The following is a 16603-nucleotide window of genomic DNA, read 5'->3' on the forward strand; positions in this document are numbered from 1 at the left end:
TATTGTCTCAAGTAGTAGTTATGGTTATTCAGCAACAACCCTCAAGTCTTTCTGATCGTCCCCAGGTGTCTTCTATGGTTAAAAGTCGTCGCTCTGTTTCTCCGGCAGAACCGCCCTATCGGTTGGCCCAAGCGTTAGTTAAGCAAGAAAAATGGCAAGAAGCGATCGCCGCTTATCAACGGACTTTGACCATCGCCCCCACCTGGGTTGAGGTACAACGGGAGTTAGGAGATTTGTTTCTGAAGTTGGAACGTTGGGATGAGGCTGTTCAGGTTTATGAAATAGCGATCGGCTTGCGCTCAGATACTGAAGTTTATCATAATTTAGGGGATGCCTTCCTGAAGTTGCAGCGCTGGGAAGATGCGATCGCAGCCCATGAAAAAGCGATTAAGTTGAATCCTGAGTTTTCTTGGTCTTATAATAATTTGGGGGATGGGTTGCGGGAGTTGCAACGCTGGGACGAGGCGGGGCAGGCTTATCGGAAGGCGATCGAATTACAACCGGATTTTGCTTTATCTCATCATAATTTAGGGGATGTTTTAGTGAAAAAAGAAGATTGGGAAGGGGCGATCGCGGCTTATCAAAAAGCGGTTGATTTAGATCCTAATTTTGTTTGGTCATATTATAATTTAGGGGATGTTTTAGTTAAAAAAGAAGATTGGGAAAATGCGATCGCAGCCTATCGTTCTGCTGTTAAACTCGATCCCAATTTGCCACAGGTTCATGAAAAGTTAGGGGATGCTCTGCAACATCAAAGTCAGAGAGATTCTGAAGAAATTTCTCAAGTTTATCATCGAGCTGTTGCAGATAATCCAACGGATTTAGAGGTTTATTATAAGGCATTGGAAGTCAACCCCCAAGATGCTGAAATGTGTTTGAAGTTAGCTGATACTTTGAGAAATCAGGGTAAATTAGAGCAGGCTGTTACTTTTTATAAAAGCACTTTACAAATTGAACCTAATAATCCCAATATTCATGGGGTAGTTTGGTATCGTTTGGGGGATGTTTTACAGGATTTGAGGAAGAAAGATGAGGCAATTAATGCTTACCGTAAGTCATTAGATTTGAAACATGATTTTCATACTGAAGAAAAATTGGCAATTTTGTTGAGAGCTAATTTATGGCAAGAAAAACAGAAGTTAGGAATACAGTTAGAACAGGAAGGAAAATCAGAAGAAGCCGCCGTATTATATCGTCGAGCAATTACGCTTAAATCTGATCCGCTACAGTTTTATTATGAAGCATTAGAAATCAATCCTGATAATTATTTATTGTATTTTAACTTAGCCAATGCTTTGTGTAAAAAAGGAATGATTAACCATGCTATTGTTTTTTATAAACGGGGTTTACAACTGAAACCAAATCATTTAGAAATGAATCTGCAATTAGGTAAATTATTAGCTGAACAAAACAAATGGGAAAGAGCTACGGTTTACTTTAGCCGTGCTGTGGAGATTGATTCTGATTGTTTTGAGGGTCATTACAGGTTGGCAGAAGCACAGGAAAAAATCGGTCAGACACCATCTTGTCGTTTTCGTTTATCAGAGGATCAGGATATTATTGAATTAACAGAAAAAACGATATGGCTAACTTTATCTGTTCAACCTTCAACTTCTTATTATCTAGTTGGTCAAAGTTCATCCCCTCAATCACCTACTAATAATCAAGCTTTAATACAAGTTGAGTTTTTGGATAATAATCAACAATTAATACCAAAACCCTACTCTGGTATCCAGACTTCTGAAACCGTAGGCCCTTATTTTTATATTTCTACTTCGGGTGAAAATTTATCTGAATTTAAAACGAAAATATTTAAGACAACATCTCTAACAAACTATGTGCGTTTAGGGTTTAGAAATTGGCATAATAAAAAGCCAATTATTTTAGATTCAAGAGTAGAATTATCTTTTGATTCTGCACCCTATGTTGAAGCGGCAATTGCTAGTTACCAAAAAGCACTAAAAATTAACCCCCATGATTATGTCCTGATCAATAGGTTGGGTGATTTACTTGAAAAACTGGGGAGATTAGGTGAGGCTTTGTCTTGTTATCGTCAAGTGCTGGAAGTCAGTTATAATTCTTCTTACAAAGTTAATAATCAACCGAATCGGGTTTTCAATAATCGGGTACTTTTGCCTTTACATAGTTCTTTACCCTACCAACAGACAGGTTATACAATTCGTTCTCAAAGTATTCTGAAATCCTTGCAAGAGAAAGGTATTGATGTTTTAGCGACTACTCGTTTAGGTTATCCTGATGATTTTTTGCCTGTAGATAAAAGTCAATCTGTTCCTGAGATAGAAAAAATAGATGGAGTTGATTATTTCAGGTTAAAGAGCGAACAAAAACAGACAGATATTGAACAAAACTATGCCTATATTGAGAATTATGCGGAACAGTTAGCGAAGGTAGCCAGAACTCATAATGCTTCGGTTATTCATAGCGCATCTAATTTTGTAACTGGGATGGCAGGAGTCTTAGCTGCGAGGAAAGTGGGGATAAAATCTGTTTATGAGGTTCGGGGATTTTGGCATCTGTCTAAGGCGGCAAAGATGCCAAATCTCAGAGATAGTTGTTGGTTGACCCATTGCCAGTTAATGGAATCTGCCGTAGCCAGACAGGTAGATGCAGTCGTAACTCTTTCTCAAGTAATGAAGGAGGAATTGATTAATTGGGGTGTTGAGGAAAGTCGGATCACTGTTATTCCTAATGCTGTTGATACAAACAAGTTTAAACCCCATTCTCCCGATCAAGGTTTACAGAAAAAATTGGGGTTAGATGGTTGGTTTGTTGTTGGTTTTGTTGGTTCTTTGAATGAATATGAAGGAGTTGATTTATTGATTCAGGCGATCAATGGTTTAATTGCTCAGGGTACGAAGATTAAATTATTAATTGTCGGAGATGGTTCTGCTAAACAGGGTTTAGAAAATTTGGTTGATTCTATTAATATGAAGCAGCATATTATTTTTGCGGGTCAAGTTCCTTTCTCAGAGGTGATTAATTATTATGCCCTATCTGATGTTTGTGTATTTCCCCGTAAGGCAGAGGAGGTTTCTCAGTTTGTGCCGCCTTTGAAGTTATTGGAGCCGATAGCAATGGCTAAACCTGTGATTGTTTCAGCTTTGCCACCCCTGTTGGAGATGGTTAGGCATGAGGAGACTGGGTTAGTTTGTCGGTCTGATCATGTTGGGAGTTTACAAAATGCGATTTTGCGAATTTATGAGAATTCGGATTTGGGCGATCGCTTGGGAAAAGCTGCCATGAACTGGGTGCAAGCTAACCGTCAATGGTCTATGGTTTGCCAAAAGTATTTAGAAGTTTATCAAAGTTTGTTTACTTTAGCTTAAGGTCGTGTTATGGAAAAAGTTTGTGTGATGGGTTTGGGTTATGTGGGTTTACCAACGGCTAGTTTATTGGCAAATAATGGGTTTAAGGTTCATGGTGTGGATGTTAACCCGAAAATTGTGGAGTTGATTAGCTGGGGGAAGGTGCATATTACTGAACCAGATTTGGATATTTGTGTCAGAGAGGCGGTTAATAGTGGAAATTTGACTGTAGGGCTGGAACCGAAGTGGGCAGATGTGTTTATGGTGGCAGTTCCAACTCCATTTAAGGATAACCATGTGCCGGATGTTTCTTATATTGAAGCTGCTACTAAGGCACTTGCTAAATATGTGGAACCCGGCAATTTGGTAATTCTGGAATCTACGAGTCCAGTGGGGACGACAGAAAAGATGGCTACTTGGTTACAGGAGTTGCGTCCTGAGTTGGACGTTGAGGGGTCGGTTTATCTGGCACATTGTCCTGAACGGGTGTTACCAGGTCAAACATTGAAGGAGTTGGTAGTAAATGACCGGGTAATAGGTGGTATTAATCCTCTCTCGGCTGAAAAGGCAGCCCAATTTTATCGTCAGTTTGTGACTGGGGAGATTATTTGTACTAACGCTCGCACGGCAGAATTAGCTAAATTGGCGGAAAACTCTTTTCGGGATGTTAATATTGCTTTTGCCAACGAGTTATCAATGATTTGTGATAAATTAGAGATTGATGTTTGGGAACTTATTAAGTTAGCTAATCATCATCCTAGAGTTAATATTCTACAACCTGGGCCAGGAGTTGGGGGGCATTGTATAGCGGTTGATCCTTGGTTTATTGTGGATTCAGCACCGCAGGAAGCGCGGTTAATTAGAACGGCTAGGGAGGTTAATGATAGTAAAATTGATTTTGTTGTTGCTAAAGTTAAGGAGGCTGCTAAGAAATTTAAAAACCCGAAGATTGCTTGTTTAGGATTGAGTTATAAGCCGGATATTGATGATTTACGGGAAAGTCCAGCAGTTAAGGTGGTTGAGAAGTTATTGGATGATAAAACAGGAGAAATTTTAATTGTTGAACCCTATATTAAGTCCTTGCCTAAATCTTTTTTTAAAGGGAAAAATTTAGATTTGAAAAATTTAGAAACTGCTTTGCAACAAGCAGATATTTTAGTGATTTTGGTAAACCACCAAATATTTAAAAAATTTAGATATAATTTAACTCAAGGGAAAATTATAATAGATACGGTGCAATCTTTTTGATTTGCTTATGGTGTTTTGTATTGTTCTATATTTGGTTGTATAAATATGGTTTGGGGATTAAATTATATAGTATCTATTCCTAATTTTGGTGATTCTAACAAAATCTTGGAAATAGGTGCAGGGAATTTTCAAAGAAGTTTCAATTTAGCACAGAGCTATCAGAATAAAACTTTTTATGCCACTGATTATGAAATGACTAACAAGAAAATAGATGATTTAGTTCTATCTAATCTGAAAATTCAGTGGTGTGATGCACAAAATATGTATTTCCGTGATAACTATTTTGATGTTATTTTTTCAATAGCTGTGATGGAACACTTTTCTGATACAAAAGCAGTTCTTTCTGAATCTTTTCGCTGTTTAGTGCCAGGGGGTTATTGTTATTTTATTCAAGCACCATTCTGGTCATGCTCCATGGGCCATCATTATAGACATTGGGAGGAGAAAATTAGGGAAGCAATTCCATTATACGGACACTTGTATTTAACGAAGGATGAAATGCGTAGTGAACTGCTTAAAGCAAATGCAGATATTAATATAGACGAGTGTGTTAACAGAATATATGATAGGCTAGATTTGTCTAGGTTGACAAGGAACTCTGTATTTGAGCTATGTGAAAATTCAGATTTTGAAATTGCCAAGTGGGAAGACTACCCAGATGAGTTTTTTGATAAAAATAAAGCTGAGTATGTAGCTTCTATTGCTCCTATAAAACTAGATGTTGAAGAAATGAGAATAAAAGGAGCTAGAGTTTTGTTGCATAAACCTAATAATAAATGAGTCAAATTTCATTGAAGGCTTTTGTTGAGGTATACACTATGATAAAATCATCAGTCAATGCAATCAACAGACTAAAATACAACTATTCTGCTCGCATTAACCTCAAACAAACTCTTCTGTAATCTACAAAACAATGTCTTTGATTATGAATATTTCTTCAATTCTAGGTACTAATTCAGCATTTGATAATACTTATAAGTTGTTTCAAGATAAATTCCCCAATGGGGGAGTCGGAGTTTACTCCAACTATGATTGGAAACGTCTATTCATAGCTTATCAGCTTGTTCAGGGTAAATCAGTCTTAGATGTTGGTATTGGTAATGGGGCTTTATCAAATATTTTGACCAAATCAGGACGTTTTGATAAAGTTGTGGGTATTGACATCAGGAAAAATAGTAAGCTAATTATGCCAGAAGAGAACTACAGCTTCTATGAGATGTCAGTAGTAAATCTCAAATTCTCAGATAATCAGTTTGATACAGTGGTTGCTATGGAGGTTCTAGAACACTTAGAAGTTCAAGATTTTCCTGTCGCTTTAAAAGAATTAAGGCGTGTTACTAAAAATCGTCTGGTGACGACTGTTCCCTACAATGAACCCGAACCTGTATGGTGGCATGATAAACCAGGTGGTCATCGTCAATCATTTGACGATCATAAACTTCAAGAATTTTTCCCGAATGCTGTTGGTACTATTGTTGACAGAGGAGGTATAAACTGGATTATGATGGTTGAAGAACTGTCTAGTCCTGAAAGGTTTACTATAATCAGCAATCAAGATTTTATCAGCAAATTTGCCGAGATAGGTTAATCACCAAGTTCCACTTTCTTCATCTAGCACTCTTAAGATTAACGACTAAAAACACTCTATTCTAATTAGAATTTAGACAAAAACTTGATCTAAATCTAAATTATTAGCGACCAAGTGATGCGGTTTTGATAACACTTCACCTTCCTCTATTTTCCAAGTATGGTCATCCAATTCTTTGCTACGCATTTGAACAAAGTTGTATTTGTCAGTTGACCAGACTCTTAATTTTTTTTGAATACAGTCTTTCAAAAATGTTGTATCTTCACTAATATTCTTGGTGGGAAAGCGAACTTTCTCATAAACTTCTCGTTTAAGCATGATTGTTCCCCCCGACACTAAAGAAGTAAATTTATGTTCATTACCAGGAAATCGAATTAATAACTGATTGCTATTTCCTAGAAAAATATAATAACTCCACTTGCCAACAATAGCTGCACTTGTATAGGTAAACGGGAGTATCATATCACCGATAAAGTTATTGCCATATAAATCATCAGCATCACATTTCACTAAGTAATCACCCTGGGAATTTTCTATTCCATAGTTTAAACATTCTCCCAAACATTTGTCACGACATTCAAGGATTCTAATATTTTGCAATTTCTGTACTTTTTCTTTTACCTTCTCTACTTTATAACTATCTCCGTTTAAAACCAATAAAAGCTCTTTGTTATCATATTCCTGCCGTTGATAATTTTGCAGACAATTATCTAAATCTTTCGGACGATGAGTAACTGAAATAACAGAAACTAGAGGGAGAGTGTCTTTTCCCTCTCTAACAATCTCTAATTTATCTAAAACAGAACCTAAGCGATGTTTGTATGTGTGATTTTGATGAACATAACGATAGCCTAAATGAGCTAAACGCTGTCGATCTTCCTCGTCACTAAGTAATTTTTCTATAAATTCGGAAGTTTCAGATTTATTATGAGTGAGTTTGACAATTTTGCCCAGCATCTTTTCCATTCCTACAGATTTAGTAGAAATAACTGGTGTACCACAAGCTAACGCCTCAAAGACTCGACGGGAAAACATAGTTGGAGAATCAGTCACCGTGTTTACATTCAATATTCCCTTGTAAGTACGGTAAGCAGAAAGCATTTTGTCATAACTAAGGCTTCCTAGAATAGCATCTCGATATTTTTCTGGAAAACGATAGCGTTCATCTTTTAAAGATAAATCAAAATAACGATCAAATATATCTACACCTTTTTCTAAAGCAGGGTCTAAAAGAATACTTGTCAATTCCTGCCTCTCATGGTGCTTATGATTAAACCAGCTACCAGCAAAACAGACTTTATTCAAGATAATTTTTCTACCACCTGGATTGTGAATACATGGTTGAGCCGCAAACGGTAAACTATAAACGTGATTATGACCACAAATTTCTTGATAAGCCTTTACGCAATTTTCATCAGTTGTGAATATATAATCAAATTCCTTCGCTACTTCTATGAAAATATCAAAATTTGGAGGATCTTCTTTGTTCCAAAATACAGTAGGAATTTTCTTGATTTTGCAGTAGTTAATAATATCTTTGAGAGGATTAGATTTTTTCTCAACATATTTTGTCATAGCCCCTACCCATTTTCCATCATTACCTTCCCAAATTGATTCTGCAAAGAAAAAAGCTGGTTTGGTATCTTCAAACTGCTGTTGCCAAATTGATATGTCTATTGGAATAATATTAGCTTCATACTTCCAGCAATCTTCTGAAAATCTATCTAATAATGTTGCAATTACCAGATTAGAAGTTGGTTTAGGTTCAGGATACTCAAAACTAGGTATCCATGCCACAGTCTTAGCTTTAATTACTTCAAGTTGAGAACCAATAAATATAGGCTTATTATTGCTCCATGTTCTAAAACCAAGTTTTAAATAAAAAACTGAATTTTGGATATATATTCCCAGATTAAATGATTTAATATCAGGATTGGTATTCAAGTATATATAAGGTCCTATTTCTCCTGAGTTTGATAATCCCTGAATAGGACCTGGAATCAGCTTAGAATCTGATGCCAAAAATTGAACTTGTACCAAGGCTTTTTTGGGAAGTTTTTCTTCTGAAAATATAGACCCCTCAATATTATAATAACTAGCCTCTGATACTGGAATGGTGATCCAGATAGGTTCACCTGTTAATTTTTTTATATTTTCCTGGGCATCAAAAATATAGTATTTATCACCAATTGGTTTTATTACCGTTGCTAGGTTTTCCTTGACAGAAAAGGATAAGGTTTGATTCCAGGATTCTAAATCACTTAATAAGTCTGCATCAAATAATGTATTTGTTTCGGCTGACAAGTAGATAAATTTTGTAATCCAATCCGAAACCGTTTCAGCTTTCAAATATGGCGTACACTCCAAAGACCGCTCCAACGACCTAGCCATTTTAACAGTATCACCCTGCCGATACTGCTCCCATGCCTCCTTCACCAAAGACCGATAACGCTCGTAACTTTCCATTTAATTTCCCCCTACCCCACTAATCCCAAATAACTACCCACAACCTTGACAATTCCCTGTGCCGCATGACCATCCCCAAAAGGATTAATTGCACTTGCCATACCCTGATAAGCAGAGCGATCGCTCAACAACACTGAAGCCGTAGACACCATCTGCTCAGGATTCGTTCCCACCAATTGAGCCGTCCCCGCATCAATAGCCCCCGGTCTCTCACTTGTCTCCCCCAAGACTAACATAGGCTTATCCAAACTCGTAGCATCCTCCTCTAATCCCCTAGAATCTGTCATCACTTTATCTGATATTTTTTAAGATTTTTAGTTGCTGCCATTCAGGTAAATCAGTCAATAAACAAATATCCAAATTCAAGTGATTTTGAACTGAAAACTTTTTGAACTGCTCTACCCAGTCTGAAATAGTTTCTACCCTGTAGTAAGGAGTATATTCCAAAGACCCATCCAGAAATCGAGCCATTTCCCCATATAAACCCTTATCATAGTGATACCAAGCCAACCATACTAACGTATGATAACGCACCTGATGCTCCATACCTCGAATCTGCTCCGGTAAATCCCGATGAGCAAAAAACTTGTCCAGCACCTTCACCACACATTCAGCTTGAGTTTTGGTGTTTCTGGTCGTGTTCCCCTGATACCTGCGATAACCCACCGCCACCCGTCGCCACCAAGCTGCTTCACACCCCATCAACGCCAAACGTAAAACCAAATCAACATCATGGGATTGGCGCAACTCCCCATCAAACCCCCCCACCTGTTCTAACCAGTGTTGACGAATCATCATGCCACTGGTTTTAACAGGTTTATACATTAACCAACTTTCCAAATTCAGATCAGGAATATCATGCCAAGGTTCCACATCAATAATTTTCTCACCCCCTGCATCCACAATTCGCCAGCCTGTATGTACACTCCCCAGACTGGGTTGTTGCTCAGAACAATTCACTTGTTCTGCTAACTTTTCCGGTAATAGCCAAAAATCATCTGCATCCAAAAAAGCAATAAATTCACCCTGAGCTTGTTGAATTCCTAAATTACGAGCGACAGCCGAACCTTGATTCTGTTGATAAAAATATCTAATTTTCTTTGAGTAAGACTCTAAAACTTGACAAGTTTCATCCGTTGAACCATCATCAATAACAATAATTTCATAATCTTGATAGGTTTGCATTAAAACACTATCAATCGCTTCGGCAAGAAAGCGATCGCAATTATAAGTCGGAATAATTACACTGACTCTAGGCATTGAAATTGCTGTTAATTAATACGGTTTAAATTATTTTGGGGATACCAGTTATCCTATAAATTGTCATCAATTATTTGCGATCGCATCCCCTAATTCCTTTATTCTAATCTATAATTGAGAGAATATTCATCTGTTCCACTAGATACAATCAGTATCTAAGGAGATATTCATGAAAGCAGAGTTAACGGCTATCATTGAAACAGCAAAGGAAGGAGGATACTGGGCTATTTGTCCTGAAATACCTGGGGCTAATGGTCAGGGGGAAACTATAGAGGAAGCTAAAGAAAGCTTAAAAATGGCTATTCAACTAATTTTTGAAGATCATTTGGCAGATATTCGCACCGGGGCTACCAGAAGACGCTATTGAAGCAACCATCTTAATCCATGAAACATAAGTTATCCATTTTTTTTAGGAGATCAAACATGATTGCTGTTACTCAAGTTAGACCTCAAATCACCCTAGAGGAGTTTTTAGAATATCCTGAAACCAAACCCTATAGTGAATATATTAACGGAAAAATAGAACAAAAACCCATGCCCCAAGGACAACATAGTGTTTTACAAGGTCGTTTAGTTACAGCGATTAACCAAGTGGGATTACCTCAAAAATTAGCCCATGCTTTTCCTGAGTTGCGGTGTACTTTTGGCGGTCGTTCTCTTGTCCCAGATATCAGTGTTTTTACTTGGGATCGGATTCCTAAAACTGAACAAGGAAAAATAGCAAATCGTTTTGAAGTTTATCCCGATTGGGTAATCGAGATTTTATCTCCTGAACAATCTGCAAATAAAGTGATCAGAAAAATCATATTTTGTCTGAACCAAGGAACACAGTTGGGATGGTTAATTGATCCCGAAGATGAATCGGTAATGATATTTCAGCCTAATTTATTTCCAGAAGTTAAAATAGATGAAGAAATTTTACCTGTTTTAGAGCATCTTAAAGACCTACAATTGTCAGTAAAAGAAATGTTTACTTGGTTAAGTATTGAATAATCGTCAAGCCCTTGTCGTGTCTTCACTGGCTAGGATATACAGTTTGACTGCTGAACAGCTTACACTGACTCTAGGCATTAAAATCACTATTTGTCAATACGGTTTAGATTATTTAGGGGATACCAGCTATCCTTTAATAATTGTTCAAAAGAATAGGGACAAATAGCCGGAAATATACTTTTAGATAAACCCGTTTTTTGACTAACAAAACTCACGGCAATATTATAAATAGAATCTAATTCTGGAATTAGCTTGTTTTTTGAGCTAGTCGTTAGTTCATGAGTTAAATCATCTCGAAAGGTAATGATTTCTGCTTGCCAATGCCGATAATTTCGCTCATACTCTTGCTCCCAGTATTCCAACAAGAGAAGATGAATAATAATCTGCCTTAAAAGACTTCTGACTTTGTTGAATTGACTTCTTCCCAAACTTTCTAACTCCTCAATTAAATTTTCTATATCTAAATTTTTAAAATCTTTTGTTTTTAATAATTTAATAGTTTGTTGCAACCATAAATAATCGTCGCTTTGATACAATGCTTGCAGTCTATTGTTCGTTGAACTTGTCATATTTTTAATTTTCCCATAAATTGTTAGGCTGCTCGCGCATTGATAAGCTGTTCAGCATCTAATACAACTCATTATAACTTATAACATTTTGAAAGAATAGCGATCGCCTACTATCAATGTTCAATATATTACTATAAACAAATATTGATAATTTTAATATTAGGAATACTAAATTCGTCGTCAAATTTCGGAAATGAGAAAAAATATGCTATGATCTGAGCCTGAATTAATCATGAGTTCAAAAAAAGTATGTTAAAATTTGGTGGGTATGGAAAGTCTCAAAGCAAGTTTTTATATTTACTCATTGCTAGTATTGTTTTTCCCGTCCTAGCTGTCAGTTCTTTCAATATTGTTAATTCTCGCCAATATTTGATTGATTCAGTGATTCGTTCCATGAAGAATGATTCACAAAATAGCGGAGCAACTATCAATCTTTTTTTGGATAATTTCAAGTCTGATATCCTATATTTAAGCGAAACTCCACCCATTCAAGGAATTGTGAGATCTAGAGAGAATAAAGGCATTGATCCCGAAGACAAATCTACCTATGAAAGCTGGAATAATCGCCTAATCATTATTTTTACATCTTTCCTGAACAATAGACCCTATTATGATCAACTACGTTATATTGATGAAAAGGGCAATGAATTGGTAAGGATCAAGGTCATCAACAATCAAGTTAAAGTGATGCCATCTGATCAGTTAAGGAATGTATCTTCATCGGAATACTTTTCTAAAACTTTACAATTAAAATCGGGAGAAATTTATGTATCTCCGATTAATTTGAGTCGAGAAAATGATCAAATTGAAGTTCCTTATAAACCGATTATTCGTTATGGTACTCCCATTTATAATCGGGCGGGGGAAAAACGAGGAATGCTAATTGCCAATATTTTAGTTGAGAGGTTGTTTGAAATTGCGGATAACCATAACTTGACTTTAGAAATGCAGCAACAGTTTTTTGTGATTAATCAAGATGGATATTATTTAAGAAATCCGGTTGCAGACAAGCAATGGGGGTTTGAATTCAATAATAATAATAATAATTTAAGAAATGACTACCCAGAAGCTATTGTTAATCAACTGATGTCGGGAGAAAGCGGTTTGGTGACGGACAGTGTTGACTATATCATGACTTACAATACCATCTTCCCTAATCAAGTGACTCGGGAAAATCCCTTTATTTTATTATATCAAACCCCTAAATCCGTGGTTTTAGAACCCATTAATAACTTTATTCGAGTTGCGGTGATTGTTACCCTGGTTGTTGGGGTCATTTTTGTAGTTTTTGGAATTATTTTATTCAAAAAATTAGTCAATTCTATACTAGAAGTTGTTGCCGTAGTCACAGCTTTTTCCAGTCAAATTTTTTCCACTATTAATCAACAGGAACGGATTGCCAATCAACAATTATCTTCCGTTCAAGAAACCAATGTTACCATGGATGAACTCAGCGCTTCCTCCCAACAATCGGCGCAACAAGCAGAAGGGGCGGTTTTTGGGGCAAAACAAGCCCTAGAGAGGGTCGAACAGGGAACCCTTGCCATTCAGAAAGCCCTCCAAGAATTAGAAACCCTAAAAGTTAAAGTTGAATCCATTGCCGAAAAAATTCTACAGTTAAGTGAACAAACCCATCAAATTGGGAGCGTTTCGGATGTGGTCAGTGATTTATCCAATCAAACGAATATGTTAGCTTTAAATGCCGCCGTTGAAGCGGTACGGGCCGGAGAACATGGTAAAGGATTTGCTGTCGTGGCTTCGGAAATCAGAAAACTCTCGGATGCGAGTCAAAAATCGAGCCAAAAAATTAATACTTTAGTGAATGATATTCAACGGATGATTCAAACAACTGTTGTTGTCACTGAGGAAGGAACTAAAAAGGTGGAATCAGGGGTACATATTGCCCACCAAACCGCTCAAATTTTTTCAGATGTAGCCAAGTCTATTGAACAAATTGTTCAAAGTAGTCAACAGATTGCTTTAACTTCAACTCAACAAGCTTTAGCCATTGGGCAAGTGAATCAAGCCATGAATAATTTAACATCTGGAGCTAATGAAACCGCCAAAGGAATTAGTCAAATTAAAATCGGTGGTGAAAAACTGAATGAATCCACTCAAAACTTAAAGGAAATTTTATAATCAGGTCTCCTAGCCCCACCAGTAATCAGGCTTATTGCCTATTCCCTATTTTGTTGTTTTCTCTTTCAATCCCTGGTGAATTAATTCATCCTGTTGAAAAACAAAGCAATGAATTTCTGGGTTATTGGTATCCGGCACTAGATAATAGAAATCTTCGTTAGCCCCCCGGAAAGATTCTAAAGCCTGTTTAAGTGTTTCTAGGTTTTGAGATTGTTTAAAGCTATCTAAAACTCTTTGAAGTTCATCTTGACCGTTTAGTGTCTCAATGTCTTTAAATTCTTCAAATTCAATCTCACTCTGTTGATAAATATTATGGATGATTTCGTCCATTGATGGAAGTTCATAATTTTCGGCTATATATTTAAGGATGTAGTCAATATCAGGAAACCAATACTGAATCTTTTTAAACTTCATGATTGTGATTTCAAAAACCTCTCCTTCACTATTATTTTTATTCAACTTTAAATGATCAAACAACTCATCGAAGTTACAGAAATATCTATCAAGGTCATCACAGTAAATTTGTATTTCATCCCATCCCAAGAACTTGCTCATTATTTATTCATTGATTTTATTGATTTCAGACTCAGAAGGAATAAAAGATTTAACCAAAACCATCATCAAATCTAAATCCAAAGGTTTACTTAAATACGCCGAAGCACCCGCATCTAAACAGCGTTCTCGGTCGCCGGACATTGCCATGGCTGTTAAAGCAATAATAGGAACAGATTGCCAGATAGAATGAGCCTTTAATTGACGCATTAATTCTAACCCATCGACCTCGGGTAATTGTACATCCATTAAAATTAAATTAGGAAGTGTTGTTTCCGTGACCAGGGGAGACTGAATCGCATCTAACATCGTCTGACCATTACTAATTAATTCGACTCGATATCCCTCTAATTCTAAAACTTCCGAAACCAATAATTGATTAAAGGGTTGGTCTTCCACCACTAAAATTCTAGGGGAATTTTCAGAATCAGGCTTAGGATCTTTTAAAGATTCAGATAGTTTTTGTAAGGATAAATCGCAGGATTCAGGATTTAAACTGAGTTCTTCTCGCATTTCCGTTAACGGCAACCAAGCCCGAAATAAACTACCTTGATTCACTATTGAATTAATGGAAACTGTTCCCCCATGTAACTCCGCCAATCGTTTAACTAAAGCTAATCCTAATCCCGTACCTTCATGGCGTCGTGTGAGGGAAGAATCGACCTGTTGAAAGGGACGAAACAACAAATGCCACCGGTCTTCTGGGATGCCAATTCCTGAGTCTTGAACCTCTAAACAAAGATAGGGTGTACTGGCATTTACCGGAGAACAATCGGGTCGATAATCCTGAATCATTTGGCTGCCATAGGCTAAAAATCCACTTAATTTAATACTTCCGGCTTCCGGTGTAAATTTAACCGCATTGGAGAGTAAATTAATAATAATTTGGCGTACCCGTCGTTCATCTAAAAACGCATGATGCACACGATAATCTAATTCTACAGACATTTTTAACCGCTTTTTATCAGCCCGAGGCTGCATCATTTTTAAACATTCATTACAGAGGCGGTGAATATCCACCGATTGTAAATCTAATTCGGTTTTACCCGCTTCAATTTTGGATAAATCTAAAATATCATTAATCAGTTGTAATAAATGTTGACCGCTTTTTTCAATCAGTTGTAAATGGTTGAGTTGACGTTCATTTAAAGGGCCGCCAATTTGACGTTTGAGCAAGTCAGAAAAGCCTAAAATACTATTCAGGGGAGTTCTCAATTCATGGGACATTGAGGCTAAAAATTCAGATTTAAGTTGAGAAGCGCGTTCTAAATCTTCATTAATTTGTTGTAGACGGTCTTGAGCTTGTACCCGTTCAATCGAGGCTCCCAGGGTTCGGCAAGCCGCATTTAACATATCCCGTTGAGGATATTCTTGTAAACGATCTAAATCCCTAGATTCTAAGGTTAAAACACCAATAATATTGCCATTAGTTGCCGGAATCGGAAAGATTCCTAACCGACCTAATCCGGGTTCTCGAAATCTGGGAACAGATTTAGGATGTTGGGCATAATTGTCAACAAATAAAGGTTCCCCCGTTTCGACCACATCCCATAATAAACCTTGACCATAGGGAATTCCCTGGTCTAAAACTTCCCGCATGGAAGCAACAGCAGGTTCTCCATAGGTGGCAATAAATTGACCGGAAATTCGATTGATCAGGACTCCCGCTTGGCGATTTTTTCCCTCTCCAGAAATAACTTTCACATCTCCAAAAGCTGCATCCATCACCGAGACTAAATAATTTAAGGCAAACTGGGCAATCTCTTGTAAATTATCCGAGTTTTGTAGGCGTTCATTTAATCCTAATAAAAATCTGAGTCGGCGGACTTCTGTATTTAAGCTGGCTTGGGAATTGCGATAATAGGTAATATCTCGAAAGGTAAATAATCGACTGCCATTAGAGGATAATCGGCTTTCAATTTCCAGACAAACTCGGTTATTTTGTTCGATGCAAAAGGATAAATTATCAATCTCGACTTGTTCTAAACAATTTTGCAGTTGTTGACAGTGTTTTGCTTCCCAATACCCTTGTAATAAAATTTGATCAATCAGTGCAGACAGAGACGGTTTTTGGTTGAGAAATTCTGGAGATAATCCCCAAATATCGGCTAATTTTTGATTGAATAGGATTAATTGGTGAGTATGATTGAATAGAGCGATCGCATTATCAATTTGATTTAAAATCAACGACCGTTCTTCCCGCACCTGTTGGACATCCAGGCTAAATTGTTCATTGTTGGTACTTATTGGTTCCGTCATAGTATTTTTTTTGGGAAAAAACAGGTGAAAAGGGGTTGAATTCAACTCAATTAATGAATCTTAACAAATTTCTCAGATATCTCAATCATTAGTTTCGAGATCTCGGTTAGCCTTAGACGCCCCCTTCCTTGAGACAGAAAATCAAGACTTAAATGGCCAAAATCGCCAACTTTTGTAATTTTTGATATAAAATCAAATCTATG

Annotated in this window: 13 protein-coding genes; 7 read left to right on the forward strand and 6 right to left on the reverse strand. The window is 36.9% G+C overall.

The annotated features are described in order from the left end of the window. Window positions 1-20: 20 nt before the first annotated feature. The 4 genes from AC2D3N_RS00130 to AC2D3N_RS00145 all read left to right on the forward strand — a co-directional run bounded on the left by AC2D3N_RS00130 (window position 21) and on the right by AC2D3N_RS00145 (window position 6162). Window positions 21-3347: a tetratricopeptide repeat protein gene (locus AC2D3N_RS00130; protein WP_484692396.1), complete on the forward strand. Its 3327-nt coding sequence runs from the start codon at window positions 21-23 to the stop codon at window positions 3345-3347. 9 nt (window positions 3348-3356) lie between these two features. Beyond that, entirely contained in the window at window positions 3357-4574 is a 1218-nt protein-coding gene (gene wecC, locus AC2D3N_RS00135; protein WP_484692397.1) for a UDP-N-acetyl-D-mannosamine dehydrogenase, read from the forward strand. 45 nt (window positions 4575-4619) lie between these two features. Next, window positions 4620-5354 (forward strand): class I SAM-dependent methyltransferase, encoded by a 735-nt coding sequence (locus AC2D3N_RS00140; RefSeq protein ID WP_484692398.1) that lies wholly within the window; start codon window positions 4620-4622, stop codon window positions 5352-5354. Window positions 5355-5499: 145 nt separating this feature from the next. Beyond that, window positions 5500-6162: a class I SAM-dependent methyltransferase gene (locus tag AC2D3N_RS00145; protein ID WP_484692399.1), complete on the forward strand. Its 663-nt coding sequence runs from the start codon at window positions 5500-5502 to the stop codon at window positions 6160-6162. A 72-nt stretch (window positions 6163-6234) separates the two neighbouring features. Here AC2D3N_RS00145 and AC2D3N_RS00150 read toward each other — a convergent pair whose 3' ends face one another. The 3 genes from AC2D3N_RS00150 to AC2D3N_RS00160 are packed head-to-tail and all read right to left on the reverse strand — an operon-like array spanning window position 6235 to window position 9888. Further along, window positions 6235-8628 (reverse strand): glycosyltransferase family protein, encoded by a 2394-nt coding sequence (locus AC2D3N_RS00150; RefSeq protein ID WP_484692400.1) that lies wholly within the window; start codon window positions 8626-8628, stop codon window positions 6235-6237. An 11-nt stretch (window positions 8629-8639) separates the two neighbouring features. Further along, window positions 8640-8915: a UDP-N-acetylglucosamine 2-epimerase gene (locus tag AC2D3N_RS00155; protein ID WP_484693790.1), complete on the reverse strand. Its 276-nt coding sequence runs from the start codon at window positions 8913-8915 to the stop codon at window positions 8640-8642. 4 nt (window positions 8916-8919) lie between these two features. Next, complete coding sequence (locus AC2D3N_RS00160) at window positions 8920-9888, reverse strand: glycosyltransferase family 2 protein (protein WP_484692401.1); 969 nt, start codon at window positions 9886-9888, stop codon at window positions 8920-8922. A gap of 169 nt (window positions 9889-10057) precedes the next feature. On the opposite strand from AC2D3N_RS00160, the gene AC2D3N_RS00165 reads away from it, so the two are divergent. Beyond that, the gene (locus tag AC2D3N_RS00165; protein ID WP_079680304.1) at window positions 10058-10255 is read left to right on the forward strand and encodes a type II toxin-antitoxin system HicB family antitoxin; all 198 of its coding nucleotides are present in this window, start codon (window positions 10058-10060) and stop codon (window positions 10253-10255) included. Window positions 10256-10311: 56 nt separating this feature from the next. After that, the gene (locus AC2D3N_RS00170; protein WP_484692402.1) at window positions 10312-10881 is read left to right on the forward strand and encodes a Uma2 family endonuclease; all 570 of its coding nucleotides are present in this window, start codon (window positions 10312-10314) and stop codon (window positions 10879-10881) included. A gap of 86 nt (window positions 10882-10967) precedes the next feature. Here the strand turns inward: AC2D3N_RS00170 and AC2D3N_RS00175 are convergent, their stop codons facing one another. After that, window positions 10968-11450, reverse strand: coding sequence for a DUF29 domain-containing protein (locus AC2D3N_RS00175; RefSeq protein ID WP_484692403.1), 483 nt, complete (start codon window positions 11448-11450; stop codon window positions 10968-10970). A gap of 249 nt (window positions 11451-11699) precedes the next feature. Between AC2D3N_RS00175 and AC2D3N_RS00180 the strand changes: the two genes are divergently transcribed. Beyond that, complete coding sequence (locus AC2D3N_RS00180; protein WP_079680307.1) at window positions 11700-13589, forward strand: methyl-accepting chemotaxis protein; 1890 nt, start codon at window positions 11700-11702, stop codon at window positions 13587-13589. 45 nt (window positions 13590-13634) lie between these two features. On the opposite strand, the gene AC2D3N_RS00185 is transcribed toward AC2D3N_RS00180, so the two are convergent. Both AC2D3N_RS00185 and AC2D3N_RS00190 read right to left on the reverse strand, forming a co-directional pair. Then, window positions 13635-14144, reverse strand: coding sequence for a hypothetical protein (locus tag AC2D3N_RS00185; protein ID WP_484692404.1), 510 nt, complete (start codon window positions 14142-14144; stop codon window positions 13635-13637). A gap of 3 nt (window positions 14145-14147) precedes the next feature. Next, window positions 14148-16400: a hybrid sensor histidine kinase/response regulator gene (locus tag AC2D3N_RS00190; protein WP_234996760.1), complete on the reverse strand. Its 2253-nt coding sequence runs from the start codon at window positions 16398-16400 to the stop codon at window positions 14148-14150. Between the last annotated feature and the right edge of the window lie 203 nt (window positions 16401-16603).

The organism is Planktothrix sp. PLAVEN19ND (assembly GCF_057220675.1).

Bases quoted from the DNA above. Each gene is read 5' to 3' on its own strand.
- AC2D3N_RS00130 (WP_484692396.1), top strand. From the start codon at position 21: ATGGTTATTCAGCAACAACCCTCAAGTCTTTCTGATCGTCCCCAGGTG.
- AC2D3N_RS00175 (WP_484692403.1), bottom strand. From the start codon at position 11,450: ATGACAAGTTCAACGAACAATAGACTGCAAGCATTGTATCAAAGCGAC.
- AC2D3N_RS00150 (WP_484692400.1), bottom strand. From the start codon at position 8,628: ATGGAAAGTTACGAGCGTTATCGGTCTTTGGTGAAGGAGGCATGGGAG.
- AC2D3N_RS00140 (WP_484692398.1), top strand. From the start codon at position 4,620: ATGGTTTGGGGATTAAATTATATAGTATCTATTCCTAATTTTGGTGAT.
- AC2D3N_RS00155 (WP_484693790.1), bottom strand. From the start codon at position 8,915: ATGACAGATTCTAGGGGATTAGAGGAGGATGCTACGAGTTTGGATAAG.
- AC2D3N_RS00165 (WP_079680304.1), top strand. From the start codon at position 10,058: ATGAAAGCAGAGTTAACGGCTATCATTGAAACAGCAAAGGAAGGAGGA.
- AC2D3N_RS00160 (WP_484692401.1), bottom strand. From the start codon at position 9,888: ATGCCTAGAGTCAGTGTAATTATTCCGACTTATAATTGCGATCGCTTT.
- wecC (WP_484692397.1), top strand. From the start codon at position 3,357: ATGGAAAAAGTTTGTGTGATGGGTTTGGGTTATGTGGGTTTACCAACG.
- AC2D3N_RS00145 (WP_484692399.1), top strand. From the start codon at position 5,500: ATGAATATTTCTTCAATTCTAGGTACTAATTCAGCATTTGATAATACT.
- AC2D3N_RS00190 (WP_234996760.1), bottom strand. From the start codon at position 16,400: ATGACGGAACCAATAAGTACCAACAATGAACAATTTAGCCTGGATGTC.
- AC2D3N_RS00185 (WP_484692404.1), bottom strand. From the start codon at position 14,144: ATGAGCAAGTTCTTGGGATGGGATGAAATACAAATTTACTGTGATGAC.
- AC2D3N_RS00180 (WP_079680307.1), top strand. From the start codon at position 11,700: ATGTTAAAATTTGGTGGGTATGGAAAGTCTCAAAGCAAGTTTTTATAT.
- AC2D3N_RS00170 (WP_484692402.1), top strand. From the start codon at position 10,312: ATGATTGCTGTTACTCAAGTTAGACCTCAAATCACCCTAGAGGAGTTT.